This window comes from Pseudomonas sp. 43mfcvi1.1, from assembly GCF_900115935.1.
Taxonomy (GTDB): Bacteria; Pseudomonadota; Gammaproteobacteria; order Pseudomonadales; family Pseudomonadaceae; genus Aquipseudomonas; species Aquipseudomonas bijieensis.
This window is the reverse complement of the sequence record NZ_UETT01000016.1, coordinates 74,612-88,986: the sequence shown is the minus strand read 5'-3', so window position 1 is coordinate 88,986 and position 14,375 is coordinate 74,612. Positions and strand designations below refer to the sequence as shown.

The 14,375-nt window shown below is 60.7% G+C and carries 14 protein-coding genes; 9 read left to right on the top strand and 5 right to left on the bottom strand.

Annotated elements, in window-relative coordinates; translation table 11 throughout:
* The gene (locus tag DTP52_RS25700; RefSeq protein ID WP_109755867.1) at window positions 1-933 is read right to left on the bottom strand and encodes a LysR family transcriptional regulator; all 933 of its coding nucleotides are present in this window, start codon (window positions 931-933) and stop codon (window positions 1-3) included.
* A 521-nt stretch (window positions 934-1,454) separates the two neighbouring features.
* Here DTP52_RS25700 and DTP52_RS25695 point away from each other — a divergent pair.
* The 6 genes from DTP52_RS25695 to DTP52_RS25670 all read left to right on the top strand — a co-directional run bounded on the left by DTP52_RS25695 (window position 1,455) and on the right by DTP52_RS25670 (window position 7,967).
* Window positions 1,455-2,837 (top strand): glutamine synthetase family protein, encoded by a 1,383-nt coding sequence (locus DTP52_RS25695; RefSeq protein WP_109755866.1) that lies wholly within the window; start codon window positions 1,455-1,457, stop codon window positions 2,835-2,837.
* A 165-nt stretch (window positions 2,838-3,002) separates the two neighbouring features.
* The gene (locus DTP52_RS25690; RefSeq protein ID WP_109755865.1) at window positions 3,003-4,652 is read left to right on the top strand and encodes a phosphoethanolamine transferase; all 1,650 of its coding nucleotides are present in this window, start codon (window positions 3,003-3,005) and stop codon (window positions 4,650-4,652) included.
* A 68-nt stretch (window positions 4,653-4,720) separates the two neighbouring features.
* Window positions 4,721-5,362: a class I SAM-dependent methyltransferase gene (locus DTP52_RS25685; protein WP_109755864.1), complete on the top strand. Its 642-nt coding sequence runs from the start codon at window positions 4,721-4,723 to the stop codon at window positions 5,360-5,362.
* Between the two features lie 121 nt (window positions 5,363-5,483).
* The gene (rnd, locus tag DTP52_RS25680) at window positions 5,484-6,617 is read left to right on the top strand and encodes a ribonuclease D (protein ID WP_109755863.1); all 1,134 of its coding nucleotides are present in this window, start codon (window positions 5,484-5,486) and stop codon (window positions 6,615-6,617) included.
* On the top strand, window positions 6,614-6,907 hold the full coding sequence (locus tag DTP52_RS25675; RefSeq protein WP_053120094.1) for a YcgL domain-containing protein: 294 nt from the start codon (window positions 6,614-6,616) through the stop codon (window positions 6,905-6,907). Before rnd ends, DTP52_RS25675 begins: the two co-directional genes overlap by 4 nt.
* A gap of 127 nt (window positions 6,908-7,034) precedes the next feature.
* Window positions 7,035-7,967, top strand: a complete 933-nt coding sequence (locus DTP52_RS25670; protein ID WP_109755862.1) for a D-2-hydroxyacid dehydrogenase — start codon at window positions 7,035-7,037, stop codon at window positions 7,965-7,967.
* Window positions 7,968-8,103: 136 nt separating this feature from the next.
* On the opposite strand, the gene DTP52_RS25665 is transcribed toward DTP52_RS25670, so the two are convergent.
* A complete protein-coding gene (locus tag DTP52_RS25665; RefSeq protein WP_109755861.1) occupies window positions 8,104-8,697 on the bottom strand; it encodes a nitroreductase family protein in 594 nt (197 codons plus the stop codon).
* Window positions 8,698-8,858: 161 nt separating this feature from the next.
* On the opposite strand from DTP52_RS25665, the gene DTP52_RS25660 reads away from it, so the two are divergent.
* Window positions 8,859-9,308, top strand: a complete 450-nt coding sequence (locus DTP52_RS25660) for a YcgN family cysteine cluster protein (protein WP_109755860.1) — start codon at window positions 8,859-8,861, stop codon at window positions 9,306-9,308.
* 32 nt (window positions 9,309-9,340) lie between these two features.
* Window positions 9,341-10,570, top strand: a complete 1,230-nt coding sequence (locus DTP52_RS25655; protein WP_109755859.1) for a hypothetical protein — start codon at window positions 9,341-9,343, stop codon at window positions 10,568-10,570.
* A gap of 124 nt (window positions 10,571-10,694) precedes the next feature.
* On the opposite strand, the gene DTP52_RS25650 is transcribed toward DTP52_RS25655, so the two are convergent.
* Together DTP52_RS25650 and DTP52_RS25645 are read right to left on the bottom strand one after the other, a co-directional pair.
* Window positions 10,695-11,072, bottom strand: coding sequence for a DUF2892 domain-containing protein (locus DTP52_RS25650; RefSeq protein WP_109755858.1), 378 nt, complete (start codon window positions 11,070-11,072; stop codon window positions 10,695-10,697).
* 77 nt (window positions 11,073-11,149) lie between these two features.
* The gene (locus tag DTP52_RS25645; RefSeq protein WP_003198862.1) at window positions 11,150-11,620 is read right to left on the bottom strand and encodes an RNA methyltransferase; all 471 of its coding nucleotides are present in this window, start codon (window positions 11,618-11,620) and stop codon (window positions 11,150-11,152) included.
* Between the two features lie 183 nt (window positions 11,621-11,803).
* On the opposite strand from DTP52_RS25645, the gene DTP52_RS25640 reads away from it, so the two are divergent.
* A complete protein-coding gene (locus DTP52_RS25640) occupies window positions 11,804-12,136 on the top strand; it encodes a DUF2790 domain-containing protein (RefSeq protein WP_109755857.1) in 333 nt (110 codons plus the stop codon).
* A 77-nt stretch (window positions 12,137-12,213) separates the two neighbouring features.
* Here the strand turns inward: DTP52_RS25640 and DTP52_RS25635 are convergent, their stop codons facing one another.
* Window positions 12,214-14,373: a copper-translocating P-type ATPase gene (locus tag DTP52_RS25635; protein WP_109755856.1), complete on the bottom strand. Its 2,160-nt coding sequence runs from the start codon at window positions 14,371-14,373 to the stop codon at window positions 12,214-12,216.
* Between the last annotated feature and the right edge of the window lie 2 nt (window positions 14,374-14,375).

The following is a 14,375-nucleotide window of genomic DNA, read 5'->3' as shown; positions in this document are numbered from 1 at the left end:
TCAGGCGTCGGGTGGGGCGCAGGCCTTGATGATCTGTTCGCGCAGCCAGGCGTTGGCACTGTCCTGATCGACGGCCAGGCTCCATTGCATGTTCAAGGTAAACCCCGGCAGACCCTTGGGCACTTCGTGGTGATTGAAGATCGCCTCGTTGGCCAGCAGTTTCTGGATGCGGCGGGGCAGGGTCAGGATGAAGTCGGTGCCGGTGATCATCTTCAGTGCGGCACCGTAGCTGTTGGCGCGCGCGGCAATCTGGCGTTGGTGCGCCTGTTGCGACAGCCAGCCGTCCACCATGTTGGTCGCTGACGTCCAGGGTGTCGGAAACACGTGTCGGCGCTGTACGAAAGATTGAAGGCTCAGTTGCGGCTCAAGTGGTGTCGCCCGTTTATCCACGACACAAACCAGGTCTTCCTCCAGTAACTGCCGGGATTTGAAATCGGCATGGTTGCTGTGGAAATTCGGGCCGAAGCAGATCACCAGGTCCAGGCTGCCGTCGCGCAGTTCTTCGGCGGGAATGTCGGCTTCGAGCTTGTGCACGTTCACCACCACCGGCAAGTTGGCGTAATCGAAGCTTTGCAGCAGTGGCGGCAGGATCAGTTGTTCGAAATATTCCGGTGCGCAGATGTTGAAAGTAATGGCTTGTCGGGTCGGATCGAAGGTTGGCGTACCGGCATGGCACAGGTTGATGCTTTGCAAAATGGCGCGCACGTGATCGTACATGCCCTCGGCCTTGTAGGTGGGACGCATGCCCGTGCGGGTGTTGATGAACAACTCGTCTTCGAAACAGGTTCGCAGTTTCTTGAGGCAATAACTGACGGTTGACTGGCTGACGCACAATGCCTCGGACACGCCGGTGACACTGCTTTGCTCGTACACGGCGCTAAACACCATGAGGTCTTGCATGTCGAGCTTTCTGAGGGAGTTACTGTTCAGCATCCGTTCTGTCTCTCGCTGTGCTCCTTGCGCGGACTTTGCGCAAACCAGGCTGACGATCCTAGCGGAACGATCGTGCCAAGAGAATGCCGGGCAGGCGCTTTCATGGTCGGGAACGGGACAGATAATGTAGGGAACACGACGTCTCGATCAACGACTGATTCGTTGACCTATGTTTAGCTCGCTGTGATCCAAGCTCCATCAAATCCAGGTTTAACCTGCCAGGATGCCGTGGGACGCTTGCCCGATGTGTTTCCTGTGATGCGCTCATGGACGGTTGGCCCCTGGCAGTGCAATACCCTTCATCCGCTGCAGTCGATCCGGTCGGCAGGTTCACGCCTGCCATGGCCCCGACCCTCAGTGCGTTGCCCTCCGAGCTGGCCTTCTGGGCGCTCTGGCATTGCCGTCACGCGCGTCCTCCAGATATTCGTATTTCCTGTTGATCATTCACGGTGCTCGCGCAGTGGCGAGCACAGACTGACGGCGCCTTGTCGCCCGTCCGACATGGAAATACGAGCCTTCTCATGAGCCTTGCCAAGATTTCTTTCGCACCCGTAGAGCACGCCCAGGCGTTCCTTGCCCAGAACCCCGATATTGAACTGTTCGAGCTGTTCATTCTCGACAACAACGGCGTGCCCCGGGGCAAGTTGTTGCACCGGGACGAGTTGCTGGCGGTCTTTGAAAGTGGCCGGCCGCTGCCCAGTACGATTCTCGGGCTGACCATCAATGGCGACGATGTGGAAAATTCCGGGCTGGTGTGGGACGTCGGTGACATCGATTGTCGTGCCTATCCCATCAGCGGCAGCTTGCAGCGCATGCCGTGGCGGTCGATTCCCACGGCTGCCGTGCAGGTTGGCATGCATCCCCAGGAGGGAATGCCGGCGGCCATCGCCGATCCGCGTTATCTGCTCAGCCGGGTGATAGAGGCCTTGCAGGCCGACGGTTATTACCCGGTTATGGCGGCGGAGCTGGAGTTTTATCTGCTGGACACGCAACGCGACAGCCAAGGCCGACCACAGCCGGCGCCGGACGCCGACGGCGGTCGACCGCGCGCTACCCAGGTCTACGGTTTGCGCGAGCTGGAACAGATCGAGCCGTTCCTGGCCGACCTGTACGCTGCGTGCAAGCTGCAAGGCATTCCAGCCCGGACCGCCATTTCCGAATACGCACCGGGGCAAGTGGAAATCACCCTCGAACACCGCAGCGATGCGTTGCAAGCCATGGACGAGGCGGTGCGTTACAAGCGACTGGTCAAGGGGGTGGCCCACAAGCATGGCATGCAGGCGTGCTTCATGGCCAAGCCGTTCGATCACCTGGCGGGCTCCGGCATGCACATGCATGTCAGCCTGGCGGACCGCGATGGCCACAACCTGTTCGCCAGTGAGGCTGGCGACGGCACGCCGCTGTTGCGCCAGGCGGTGGGCGGGATGCTCGACACCTTGCTCGATTCGCTGTTGATGTTTTGTCCGAACGCCAACTCCTACCGGCGATTCCAAAGCAACAGCTATGCACCGCTGGCGGCGACCTGGGGCGTGGACAACCGCACCGTGAGCCTGAGAGTGCCGGGCGGCCCGGCATTCTCGCGGCACATCGAGCATCGCATCTGCGGTGCCGATGCCAACCCTTACCTGGCTGCGGCGGCGATACTGGCCGGCATTCATCGCGGCATACGTGAGCAGTGCGACCCTGGGGAACCTGTCGAAGGCAACGGCTATGCCCAGGCGACTGAGCTGTTGCCCACCGACTGGCTCACCACCCTGCATGCCCTCGAAGCGTCGGCCTGGGCGCGGGAAGCATTTGGCGCTGAATTTCTTGGCGTTTATCTGGCGGTCAAGCGCGCCGAGTACCGTCAATTCATGGGGGAAGTCGGGGAGCAGGATTGGCGCTGGTACCTGAATCAGGCTTGAAAACGGCTGGCCGCCTGTTTCTTAAATAATTATTTAGTAGCAACTTTTTCACGAAAAATTGATGGTGAGCTACCTAAAGTTTGTGTTGCCGTAGGAAATGAATTTTTCACATTTCCTACGGCATTTCTTTTTAAAAGAGCAACTTTCAGGAAGCCGTCAACCATCATGCTGACCATTAAAGCCGTGCGCCCCGAGTGGGTGACGCTGGCCGCCAGTGCCTTTTTATTAGTGGGCTTCAACCTCGTCCTCTGGCAACACTTGCTGGCGATCACGACGGCTGACGCCCGCGGCCTGCTGATGTGCGTGGCGTTCGGCGTGATGATCTTCTGCGCGTTCAACCTGGTGTTGACGCTCGTGGCTTTCCGTCCACTGCTCAAGCCGGTGTTGATGCTGCTGTTCATGATCAGCGCCGGCGTGGCCTATTTCATGGCCCAGTACGGCGTATTGATCGACGCCGGCATGTTTCGCAACTTTGCTGAAACCAATGCCACGGAAGTCCGCGACCTATTGTCGCTGAAGTTGTTTATCTACCTCGGGTTATTGGGCGTGGTGCCTTGTTGGTTGTTGTTCAAGACACCGATCAACTATCGTCGCTGGCCTAAAGAGTTAATAAGTAAGTTGGTGGTCGGCGTGGCCTCGGCTGCGGTGATAGGCATGGTTGCCCTGGCCAACTACCAAGGCCTGTCTTCGTTGTTTCGCAACCACCACGAGTTGCGCTTGATGGTGGTGCCGAGCAACTACATCGGTGCTTCGCTCGGGTACTTGCGTGAGCAGGTCGCGTCGGCCAAGCAGCCATTCATCACGCTGGGCGAGGACGCCAGTCGCAACCCGGCCTGGCAAACCCATGGCCGCAAATCCCTGACCGTATTGGTGGTGGGCGAGAGCGCCCGGGCCGAGAACTTCGGCATCCTCGGCTATAACCGTGATACCACGCCGACACTGGATAAAGAGGCCGGGTTGATCGCCTTCACCGACGTGCATTCCTGCGGCACTGAAACCGCCGTGTCGGTGCCCTGCATGTTTTCCAACATGGGGCGCAAGAACTACGACGCCAGCAAGGCCAGAAATGAAGAAGGCCTGTTGGATGTGCTCAAGCGCGCCGGGCTGGAGGTGATCTGGCGGGATAACCAGTCCGGTTGCAAGGGCACTTGCGATCGGGTCACGTTGCAGGATGTCAGCAATCTCAAGGACCCGGACCTGTGCGCCAACAGTGAGTGCCGCGACGAGATCCTGCTCCAGGGGTTGCAGCATTTCATCGACACGCTCGACAAAGACACGGTGCTGGTGCTGCACCAAATGGGTAGCCATGGGCCGGAGTATTTCAAGCGCTATCCCAAGGAGTACGAACATTTCACCCCGGTGTGTGAAAGCAACGCGCTGAACAATTGCAGTCGCGAAAGCATCGTCAACGGCTACGACAACACGCTGGTGTATACCGATCATGTGCTGTCGACCCTGATCGATCTGCTGCGGGCCAACCAGGACAAGGTCGACACGGCCATGCTGTACCTGTCGGACCACGGCGAGTCCCTGGGCGAATACAACCTGTTTCTCCACGGCACGCCCTACATGCTCGCCCCGGAGCAACAAAAGCATGTGGCGATGCTCGCCTGGTTCTCCGACAGTTATCAGAAGTCTTTCTCGGTCGATACCCATTGCCTGCAACTGAGCCGGGAAAAGCCCCTGAGCCAGGACAACCTGTTTCACTCGATGCTCGGGTTGCTGGAAGTCAACAGCCAGGTCTACAACCGGGACCTGGACCTGTTCGCCAACTGTCGCGGCGCGGTGATCGACGGTGTCCTGGCGCGGGAGTGATGGCCTGGACCTTTTTTTCACGCGGCGTTGATTAACCTGTCATCCAATCTTTTCCAAGAGCCGTTTGTATGTCCAGGCTACCCCCTTCCACCGTCGAGCTTGAGTTCGCCAGGCAGCATGACCAGGAACATGCGCAGATCTGCTGCCAGCCGGCGCCTCGGCGGTTGCGCCTGGCGTTCTGGCGCGACGAGCAAATGGTGCGCAACGCCCTGAAAGTGGCGGGTGAGCCTGGGTTGGTGCTGGATGTGGCCTGTGGGGCGGGGCGGTTCTGGCCGGTGCTGGCCGAGCACGCCAACCGGGTGATCCTGGCGGCGGACCCGTCGCCGGACATGCTCGAACACGCGCTCACTCACCATGGCGGCGCGTTGCTCCAGCGGGTCAAGACCTTCCCGAGTTCGGCGTTCACCATCGGGCTGTCGGCCAACGCGGTGGATTGTATTTGTTGTCTGCAACTGTTCCGTCATGTCAGCGCCAGCGAACATCGCCTGGCGCTGTTGCGCGAATTTCATCGGGTCAGTCGCGATACGGTCATCGTTTCGCTGCAAATCGAAGGGCGTCTCAAGATTGGCCAGGCGCCGCAACGAAGCCTGGCCGACAAGGCCGATGTCGAAGCCGAGTTTCGCCAGGCCGGTTTTAGCGTGCTCTGGTATCAGGATTTCCTGCCCGGTTTTGCGCTGACGCGTGTTTATGTACTGCGTAAGACCGGTTAAGTCCTGATGTAGGACTATTCTTGCTTTTTCGCAGGCGATTTCTCTTAGGCTGCTGCTCTATGGATGCTCGCAATCGCCGGCGGCGATATATACTGCGCGCCATTCTTCAAGGGAGAGCCGTGTGGCCATCGATATTCACTGGATTCGCGACAACGATAGCCTCGGTCAGTTTTGCGCCGAGTGGCAGCAGTTGCCATTCGTCGCCCTCGACACCGAATTCATGCGGGTCGACACCTTTTATCCTATTGCCGGTTTATTGCAGATCGGCGACGGCAAGCGTGCCTACCTCATCGACCCCTTGACCATCGACAATTGGCAACCCTTGGCCGCGCTGCTGGAAAACCCGGCGGTGCTCAAGGTGTTGCACGCCTGCAGCGAAGATCTTGAAGTGCTGCTGCGCTTGACTGGCAGCCTGCCTGCGCCGCTGTTCGATACTCAACTGGCTGCCGCTTACCTGAACCTGGGTTTCTCCATGGGCTATTCGCGGCTGGTGCAGGAAGTGCTGGGTATCGAGCTGCCCAAGGGCGAGACCCGTTCCGACTGGTTGCAACGGCCGCTATCCGAGACGCAGATCAGCTACGCGGCAGAGGATGCCGTGCATCTGGCAGAAGTTTTCGTACAGCTGCGCCCGAAGCTTTCCGACGAAAAATACAGTTGGGTCCTGGAGGATGGTGCCGAACTGGTGGCCAACCTGCGTCGCGAAGTCGACCCGTACGAGGTCTACCGCGAGGCCAAGCTCGCCTGGAAACTGTCCCGCGCCCAATTGGCCGTGCTGCGCGAGCTGTGCGCCTGGCGCGAACGCGAGGCGCGGGCCCGTGACCTGCCGCGCAATCGCATCATTCGCGAGCATTCGCTGTGGCCCCTGGCCCGCACCCAGCCGGATAACCTCGGCGCGCTGGCGAAAATTGAAGACATGCACCCGCGCACCGTGCGCCAGGACGGCCAGTTTCTGCTGGACCTGATCCAGCGCGCCGCCAGCGTGCCGCCCGAGCAATGGCCACCGGCCGTGGCCGAGCCGTTGCCCATCGAGGCGTCGGCGCTGGTCAAGCGTCTAAAGGCGCTGGGGCAGGCTGAAGCCGAGCGCCTGGGGATCGCCCCGGAGTTGATGCTACGCAAGAAAACCCTCGAAGCGCTGATCAAGAGCGGCTTTCCCGAGGGCCCTTACCAATTGCCCGATTCGCTGCGTGGCTGGCGCCGCGAATTGATGGGCCAGGCGCTGCTCGACAGCCTGGCCACTGCCGGAGAACAGCCTTGAAACGTATCTGTTCCATCTACCGAAGCTCGAAGAAAAACGAGATGTACCTGTATGTGCTCAAGAGCGATGCCTTGAAGCGTGTGCCGGAGCCCCTGATGGCTGCCTTTGGCAAGGCTATCCACGCCTTCGACCTGGTGCTGAGCCCCGAACGGGAGCTGTCCCGGGAAGACATCAACAAGGTGCTGGAAAACCTCGACACCCAGGGCTATCACTTGCAGATGCCACCGGCCGAAGACGAGTACATCGAGCATTTACCCGAAGAGTTGTTGCGCCGCAACGACCCGGTCTGACGGTAATCGGAGGTGCCTGTTCTGGGGGCCTCTTGAAACACACTGGAATGGTTTATTGACGACGATCGCATGGATGGAGCGACACTCTGTCGGCGGTCGTCTGCACTGTTTTTGAAAGGTTTGATTCATGCGCGTTCTGATTGCCGAACACGATCGCACGGTGTATGCCCAGCTTCTGCGCCAGGCGGCACCCGATATTGAAGTGCTGACCAGCGGCGATTCCGCCGAATTGTCGCGACTGGCCACCGATTGTCCGGTCTGGCTCGGCCAGCCTGATCTGCTGGCCACTCTGCTGCGTCAAGGCCATAAACCCCGTTGGCTGCAATCGACCTGGGCAGGTATCACGCCGCTGTTGGCCGAGGGCTTGACGCGCAATTACCGCCTGACCCGCGCGGTAGGCATTTTCGGCCAGGTGATGGCTGAGTATGTGCTCACCTACATGCTCGGCCATGAGCGCGAGGTACTGGCGCGGTTGGTCAGCCAGGTCGAGCGCAAGTGGGACAACCGCCAGGGGCAAGGCCTGGCCGGGCGCAAGGTGCTGATCGTCGGCACCGGCGATATCGGCCAGCGCGTGGCGCAGTTCCTGGTGCCGTTTGGCGTGCAGCTGTACGGCATTGCCAGCGAAGCCCGGGAGCTGGCGCCGTTCATCGAAGTCGGGGCACTGCAGGATCTGCCGCGCTTGGTGGGCGAAGTGGACTACGTCATCAACCTGCTGCCCAACACGCCCAACACTCATGATGTATACGACGCGGCGCTGTTCAAGCAATTCAAGCCAACCGGGCTGTTCATCAATGTCGGACGCGGCGTGGCGGTAGTGGATGCGGATCTGGTGCAAGCCTTGAAGGAAGGGCACCTGGCCGGTGCGGTGATCGACGTATGCCGCCAGGAGCCGCTGCCGCAGCGCCATCCATTCTGGACCGCCTGGGGGCTATTGTTGACCGGGCATAGCTCGGCACCGACCTCGCCGACGATGATGGTGCAGTTGTTCCTGGAAAACCTGCGGGCCTATCAGGCCGGCGAAGCGTTACGCGGGGAAGTGGATTTCACCCGGGGCTACTGACACTGCCCCAATCAACTTGTGGGAGCGGGCTTGCTCGCGAAGGGGCCGATACATTCAACAATTATGTTGACTGACATTTCGCTTTCGCGAGCAAGCCCGCTCCCACAGTTGATCTTCAGCGGTCACAAAATTGGGGTTACAGGCTGAAATCGCCTTCCGCCACCAGTTCGCTCAACGGCCGGCGCGAGCTTGGGACTTCACGGGCCTGGAGGTACTCAGCCAGTGTCGATTTGTCCCCCAGCTTGCCGATCGCCACGGCGGCGTGCAGGTCATAGCCTTGCGGGATCTTCAGTTCCTTGCGAGTCAGCTCCTGGTCGAAACCGGCCATGCCGTGGGTGTGCCAGCCGCTGAGGCTGGCTTGCAGCGCCAGGTGGCCCCAGGCCGCGCCCGTGTCGAAGGTGTGGCTCTGTGCTGGGGTTTCTTCAGTGGCGCCGGGCACGGCGAAGGTGGTTTTCGAAACGACGATCACCAATGCCGAGGCGTGTTGGGCCCAGCCGCGGTTGAATTCATTGAGCAGGCCCAGGAACCGCTCCCAGTTCGGCGTATCGCGGCGCGCATACAGGAAGCGCCACGGCTGCGAGTTGTAGGCCGACGGTGCCCAGCGGGCGGCTTCGAAAAAGCCCAGCAGGGTTTCTTCTGCAATGCTCTCGCCGGTAAAGGCACGAGGCGACCAGCGTTCGATGAACTGAGGGTGGATAGCGTAATCGGCGATGCGGGGATTGGCGCTCATGGGATTACCTTGAAGGGGTAGGGAAAGTGGATAAAGCAACCTACGTCCCGGAGCCGAGCCTGACAAGCCCCCAGTTTACCGACAGTCGCCAACGCTTGGCCTGAAGAGGCCCCGGCACTAGACTGTCGGCCTTTTCACCACCTGATGTTGATGCTCGAGCCATGGCCGCCAAAGTCGAACCGTTCTGGATACGCAAAACCCTCGATCAGCTCGATCCGCAGGAGTGGGAATCGCTGTGCGACGGCTGTGGCCTGTGCTGCCTGCAAAAACTCGAAGACGAAGACGACAACAGCGTCTATTACACGCGTATCGCCTGCAAACTGCTGGACCTGAAAACCTGCCAGTGCAGCGACTACCCCAACCGCCGTGAGTTCGTGCCCGATTGCATCCAGCTCACGCCGGGCAAGGCCGATGAGTTCAAATGGCTGCCGCCGACCTGCGGTTATCGGCTGGTCAGCGAAGGCAAGGACTTGCCGTTGTGGCACCACCTGGTCTGCGGTGATCGCGATGCCGTGCACCACGAACGCATTTCCCAGTCCGGGCGTATGCTGGCCGAAGGCAGTGTGCCGGAAGAAGATTGGGAAGATCATCTGATTTTCCGCGCCGGCTGAACCGCCGGGCATCGCACCCTCAGGGAGACCCCATGGCGGCAGGATTGAAACGGATGCTGGCAGTCGGGCTGCTGGTAATGTGCGGGCCGCTGTGGGCGGCGCAGAAAGTCGATCTGGATTATCACGTGCACCTGCTGCCGCAGAGCGATCAGGCTGAGGTGCGCCTGACCCTGGCCCGGGGTTCGGCGGTGCGCAGCCTGGATTTCGACCTCGGCGACGGCAGCCGCTACAGCGATTTCAAGGCCGACGGCCAATGGCAGCTCACCCCCGGCAATGAGGCGCGTGGCGTCTGGCGCCCGGCCGCCGACAAGGCCAGCCTGAGCTACCGCGTACGCATCAGCCATGCGCGCAAGAGCGCGACCTTCGAAACCCGCATGACCCCGACGTGGGCGTTGTTGCGCGGCGACGATCTGGTGCCGTCGGCCAAACTCGATCAGCAGGACGGCGTCGAATTGGTGGCCCGTCTCGAAGTTGAATTGCCCGATGGCTGGAAAAGCATAGAGACTCCCTGGCCACGCATCGGCAAGCAACGCTTTCGCATCGACAACCCCTCGCGCCTGTTCGACCGTCCCACCGGCTGGATGCTCGCCGGCAAACTGGGGAGCCGGCGCACACGCCTGGGCGAAACCGAAGTGACAGTGGCCTCGCCCCGAGGCCAGGGCATGCGCCGGATGGATGTGCTGACGCTACTGACTTTTGTCTGGCCGCAGGTGCAGGCGCTGGTGCCGCGCCATCCTGCCAAGTTGCTGATTGTCGGTGCCGGTGATCCGTTGTGGCGTGGTGCCCAGGCCGGGCACGACTCGATTTACCTGCACAGCCGTCCACCGCTGGTCAGCGAGCGGGGCAGCAGCCCGTTGTTGCGCGAATTGGTGCAGGCGCTGGCGCGTATCAACGACCATGATCGCAGCGATTGGATCAGCGAGGGACTGACCGAGTACTACGCCGTCGAACTGCTGCGCCGCGCTGGCGGCCTGAGTGATGAGCGCTATCAGGCCCTCAATGACCGCCTCGCCCGCGACAGCAAAGGCGTCACCACCTTGCGCGGTGAGCGGGTCGGCACCGCGACGGTGGCCAAGGCGGTATTGCTGCTACAGGAGCTGGACCGCGAGATTCGCTTGAAAACCCGTAACAAGCGTTCGCTGGATGATGTGTTGCAGGGGGCGATGCGGCTGGAAACAGTTGATACCCAGGAGTTTGTGCAGCTCAGTGAAAGTGTCCTGGGTGGGAACTCTGCAGTGCTGGATACCAAGTTACTTCAGTAATATCGCTATCGCGGGCAAGCCTTGCTCCCACACTGAATCTTCGCCGGATGAGCTATTGGATACGACTCGATCCTGTGGGAGCAAGGCTTGCCCGCGATGGGGCCATCAGCCCCACCGCAAAAAATCAAAGCCCAACTTTGGGTGAAACCAGCGAATCATTCCCCGTCACCGTAGCCGTACCGGTCGCCGCCTCGGCATTGGCCTTCAGGCGGCTCAGCTCGTCGCCGGCCTGCTCGATGCGGGCGCGGGCGTCGCTGAGGTTCTGACGGTTCTTTTCCAGCAAGGCCTTGGCCGAACAATGCCCGGTGATCCCCCGCGCCAGCGCCATGCCGCCGATCGCCAGTTGGGCCAGGCCGATCACACCGCCACGACGCAAGCCCTTGCCCATCATCAGGACACCGCCGGCCAGTGAGCCAATGCGTTCCCAACCATGTACGTTTTGCGGCGGATGAGATTGGAAAGGGGTGGTCTCAATCGGCTCGAACGGGTTGTTATCGCTCATGATCTGTCTCCGGTGTGGGGGTTGGTATAAAACTGACTGCCCGAGCGATTGCCTTGTTCAATTGGATTTAGCGCCGGTCAGCGGAATTGCGGCCCCGAACGGGTGTTGTTGCCTTTGGCCATGCGGTCATACAGCACGACGTTGACCGTGGCGGCCAGGTTCATGCAGCCGGTGGTGGGGATGTACACCACGTCCTCGCACCAATCGCGAATGTCTTTATCCAGTGAACCGTCCTCGGGACCGAAGATGTACAACGCCCGGTCCGGGTGGGTGTATTCGGGCAGTGGACGAGCGCCCTCCACCAGTTCCACGGCCACCGGTACGCAACCCAGGGGCAGGATCTTCTTCAGGTCGTCGATACCGATCAGCGGGATGTCGTAGTGGACTTTCTTGGTGTCGGTGACGAAGTCGGCGGCACGCTCATAGCGCTTGCCGGTGTAGAACACCGACGCCACGCCGTAGCAGCCGGCGGCACGCATGACCGAACCGACGTTTTCCGGTGACTTGGGGTTGAACAGACCGATGCAGCTATAGCGTTTGTTGGCCACGGACGGGGTGCCTTTGGGAAAAGGCGCGATTATACGGGGAATGGGGCTGCGTGTTCAGTTTGTGAGTGGGGACTGATGGTCGGTTACCTATCACGAACCTGACCAATCGGTAACGTCCCCGCCAGCGTCGTGAAAGGCGCCAGTCGTTATGGTTTGCCTGACAAATGACTGCCGGAGTTCCCTATGAAAACCCTTGATGCCTTGCTCGCCGTTTCGATCCTGTCCCTTTCTTCCCTTGCCTTGGCGGAAGGAGGAGGTGACCGGGTTTATGGCCGGATGATCCAGAACAATCAACAAGCCATGGCCCAATTCGCCGCCGAAAACGGCAAAGCCGTCGCCGAAATCGTTCATTACGAATACGGCATGAAACTCGATGTAAAAAAAGTGCTGAGCATTACACCGGCCATTAAAGGCTGTGGTGTCGGACCGTCGCGTATGACTTACGAAGATTCGAACGGCAAGCTCAACACCGTGGAATACAGGCTCCTGGGTGATAACTGTCCGAAGGGCGGCTGATTACCGTCTCGTTTGTTCTCCTTTGGTTTTGAGACGGTCAGGCGCCCTGGTGGCGCCTGTTTTTTATGTGCGCCGGATTATTGTGCTGGCGTGTTACGCAACCTCAAGGCATTGAACACCACCGATGCCGAACTTACGCTCATGGCGATGGCGGCAATCATGGGCGAGAGCAAGTGACCGGTCAGGGGGTACAGCAGGCCGGCAGCCAACGGAATACCCATCGAGTTGTAGAGGAAGGCAAAGCCGAGGTTCTGGCGCATGTTCCTGACGGTTGCCACCGAAAGGGTGCGGGCTCGCAAGATCCCCATCAAATCGCCTTTTACCAAGGTCAGTTGGGCGCTGTTCATCGCGACGTCCGTGCCTGTCCCCATTGCAATGCCTACGTTCGCCCGAGCCAGGGCCGGTGCGTCGTTTATCCCGTCACCCGCCATCGCGACCTGGCGGCCATCGCGTTGCAGGTCCGCCACCAGGCGCTCTTTGTCCTCGGGTTTGACTTCGCCATGGACCTCTTCAATGCCCATCTCCATGGCCACGGCGCGTGCAGTGGTGAGGCCGTCGCCGGTGGCCATGATGATTTTTATGTCGTGAGCCTTGAGGCGGTTGACCGCTTCCCTGGAGGTCGGCTTGATCGGGTCCGAGACGGCCAGTAGCCCCGCCAGCACGCCGTCGATCGCCATGTAGATAATGCTGATGCCTTGGGCGCGTAGCTGCTCGGCCTGTTGCTGCAATGGATAAACGCTGATGCTGACGGCATTCATCAGCGCGGTATTGCCCAAGTGGACCAGTTTGCCGTCCACCCGGCCACTGACACCGATGCCACTGGCGGATTCAAATGAAGCCGGCTTGATCAGTTCAAGATGCTCGGATCGGGCGTGATCGACGATGGCGTGGGCCAGGGGATGCTCGCTGCCCTGGTCGAGGCTGGCGGCCAACAGCAGCACTTGGCGGCCGTCGAAGCCCTGGGTGGCTTTTACGCTGTGAAAAGCCGGGCGCCCTTCGGTCAGGGTGCCGGTCTTGTCGACGATCAGCGTGTCGATCCTGCATAAGTTCTCGATGGCGCTGGCGTCCCGGAAAAGCACGCCCAGGCTGGCCGCCTTGCCGGTGGACACCATGATCGACATGGGGGTTGCGAGCCCCAACGCACAGGGGCAGGCGATGATCAGCACGGCGACGGCATTGATCAACCCGAAGACCCAGCCAGGTTCGGGACCCAACAGCCCCCAGCCGAAAAAGGTCAGTACGGCGATGGCAATCACGCCCATGACGAAATAACCAGCGATCACGTCGGCCATGCGCTGCATCGGTGCTTTCGAGCGTTGGGCCCGGGCGACCATCTGAACAATCTGCGCCAGGACGGTCTCGGCACCGACCTTCTGGGCCGTCATCACCAAGCTGCCGTGGGTGTTGATCGTGGCCCCGATCAGGCTGTCCCCGGCGCGTTTGATCACCGGAACCGGCTCGCCGGTGAGCATCGACTCGTCAACGGCACTTTCGCCTTCGAGCACCGTACCATCGACCGGGACCTTCTCACCGGGCCTGATCCTCAGGTGGTCACCCCGATGGACGTGGCTCAGGGGGATGTCTTGCTCCTGGCCATCGGCATTGATCCGGCGCGCGGTCTTGGGTGACAGCCCCAGCAGCGACTTGATGGCGGCCGACGTCTGTGAGCGAGCCTTGAGCTCCAGCATCTGCCCCAGCAATGTGAGGGAGATGATCACCGCGGCGGCTTCAAAGTAGACGCCGATACGCCCCTCTTGCATGAACGTGGCGGGAAATCCTCCAGGCCAAAACGTGGCGGCGACACTGTAGAGATAGGCCGCCGCAGTGCCCAGGCCAATCAGGGTCCACATGTTCGGGCTGCGCTGGCGAACAGAGGCCACTCCCCGCACAAAAAACGGCCAGCCTGCCCACAGGACCACTGGCGTGGCCAGAAAAAACTCGACGAAATTTTGCGTGACACCGTGGAACAGCGACAAGGCGTGCCCCGCCATGGCGAGCACGGTGACGATCACCGTCAACGGCAGGGACCACCAGAAGCGGCGGGTGAAATCCTTGAGTTCTGGATTGTCCTCTTCTTCCAGCGCGGGCATCACCGCCTCCAGCGTCATGCCGCACTTGGGGCAGGTACCGGGGCCGGGTTGGCGTATTTCCGGGTGCATGGGACAGGTGTATTCAGTCGCCATGTCGCCGCTGAGCGCTGCGGCGCTGTGGTGAAGGTGCGCGGGAGTGTCGGACATGG

Coding starts and splice junctions, on each gene's coding strand:
- DTP52_RS25660 (WP_109755860.1), top strand. CDS start 8,859: ATGGCCGCCAAAGTCGAACCGTTCTGGATACGCAAAACCCTCGATCAG.
- DTP52_RS25665 (WP_109755861.1), bottom strand. CDS start 8,697: ATGAGCGCCAATCCCCGCATCGCCGATTACGCTATCCACCCTCAGTTC.
- DTP52_RS25685 (WP_109755864.1), top strand. CDS start 4,721: ATGTCCAGGCTACCCCCTTCCACCGTCGAGCTTGAGTTCGCCAGGCAG.
- DTP52_RS25700 (WP_109755867.1), bottom strand. CDS start 933: ATGCTGAACAGTAACTCCCTCAGAAAGCTCGACATGCAAGACCTCATG.
- DTP52_RS25635 (WP_109755856.1), bottom strand. CDS start 14,373: ATGTCCGACACTCCCGCGCACCTTCACCACAGCGCCGCAGCGCTCAGC.
- DTP52_RS25650 (WP_109755858.1), bottom strand. CDS start 11,072: ATGAGCGATAACAACCCGTTCGAGCCGATTGAGACCACCCCTTTCCAA.
- DTP52_RS25655 (WP_109755859.1), top strand. CDS start 9,341: ATGGCGGCAGGATTGAAACGGATGCTGGCAGTCGGGCTGCTGGTAATG.
- DTP52_RS25690 (WP_109755865.1), top strand. CDS start 3,003: ATGCTGACCATTAAAGCCGTGCGCCCCGAGTGGGTGACGCTGGCCGCC.
- DTP52_RS25695 (WP_109755866.1), top strand. CDS start 1,455: ATGAGCCTTGCCAAGATTTCTTTCGCACCCGTAGAGCACGCCCAGGCG.
- DTP52_RS25640 (WP_109755857.1), top strand. CDS start 11,804: ATGAAAACCCTTGATGCCTTGCTCGCCGTTTCGATCCTGTCCCTTTCT.
- DTP52_RS25670 (WP_109755862.1), top strand. CDS start 7,035: ATGCGCGTTCTGATTGCCGAACACGATCGCACGGTGTATGCCCAGCTT.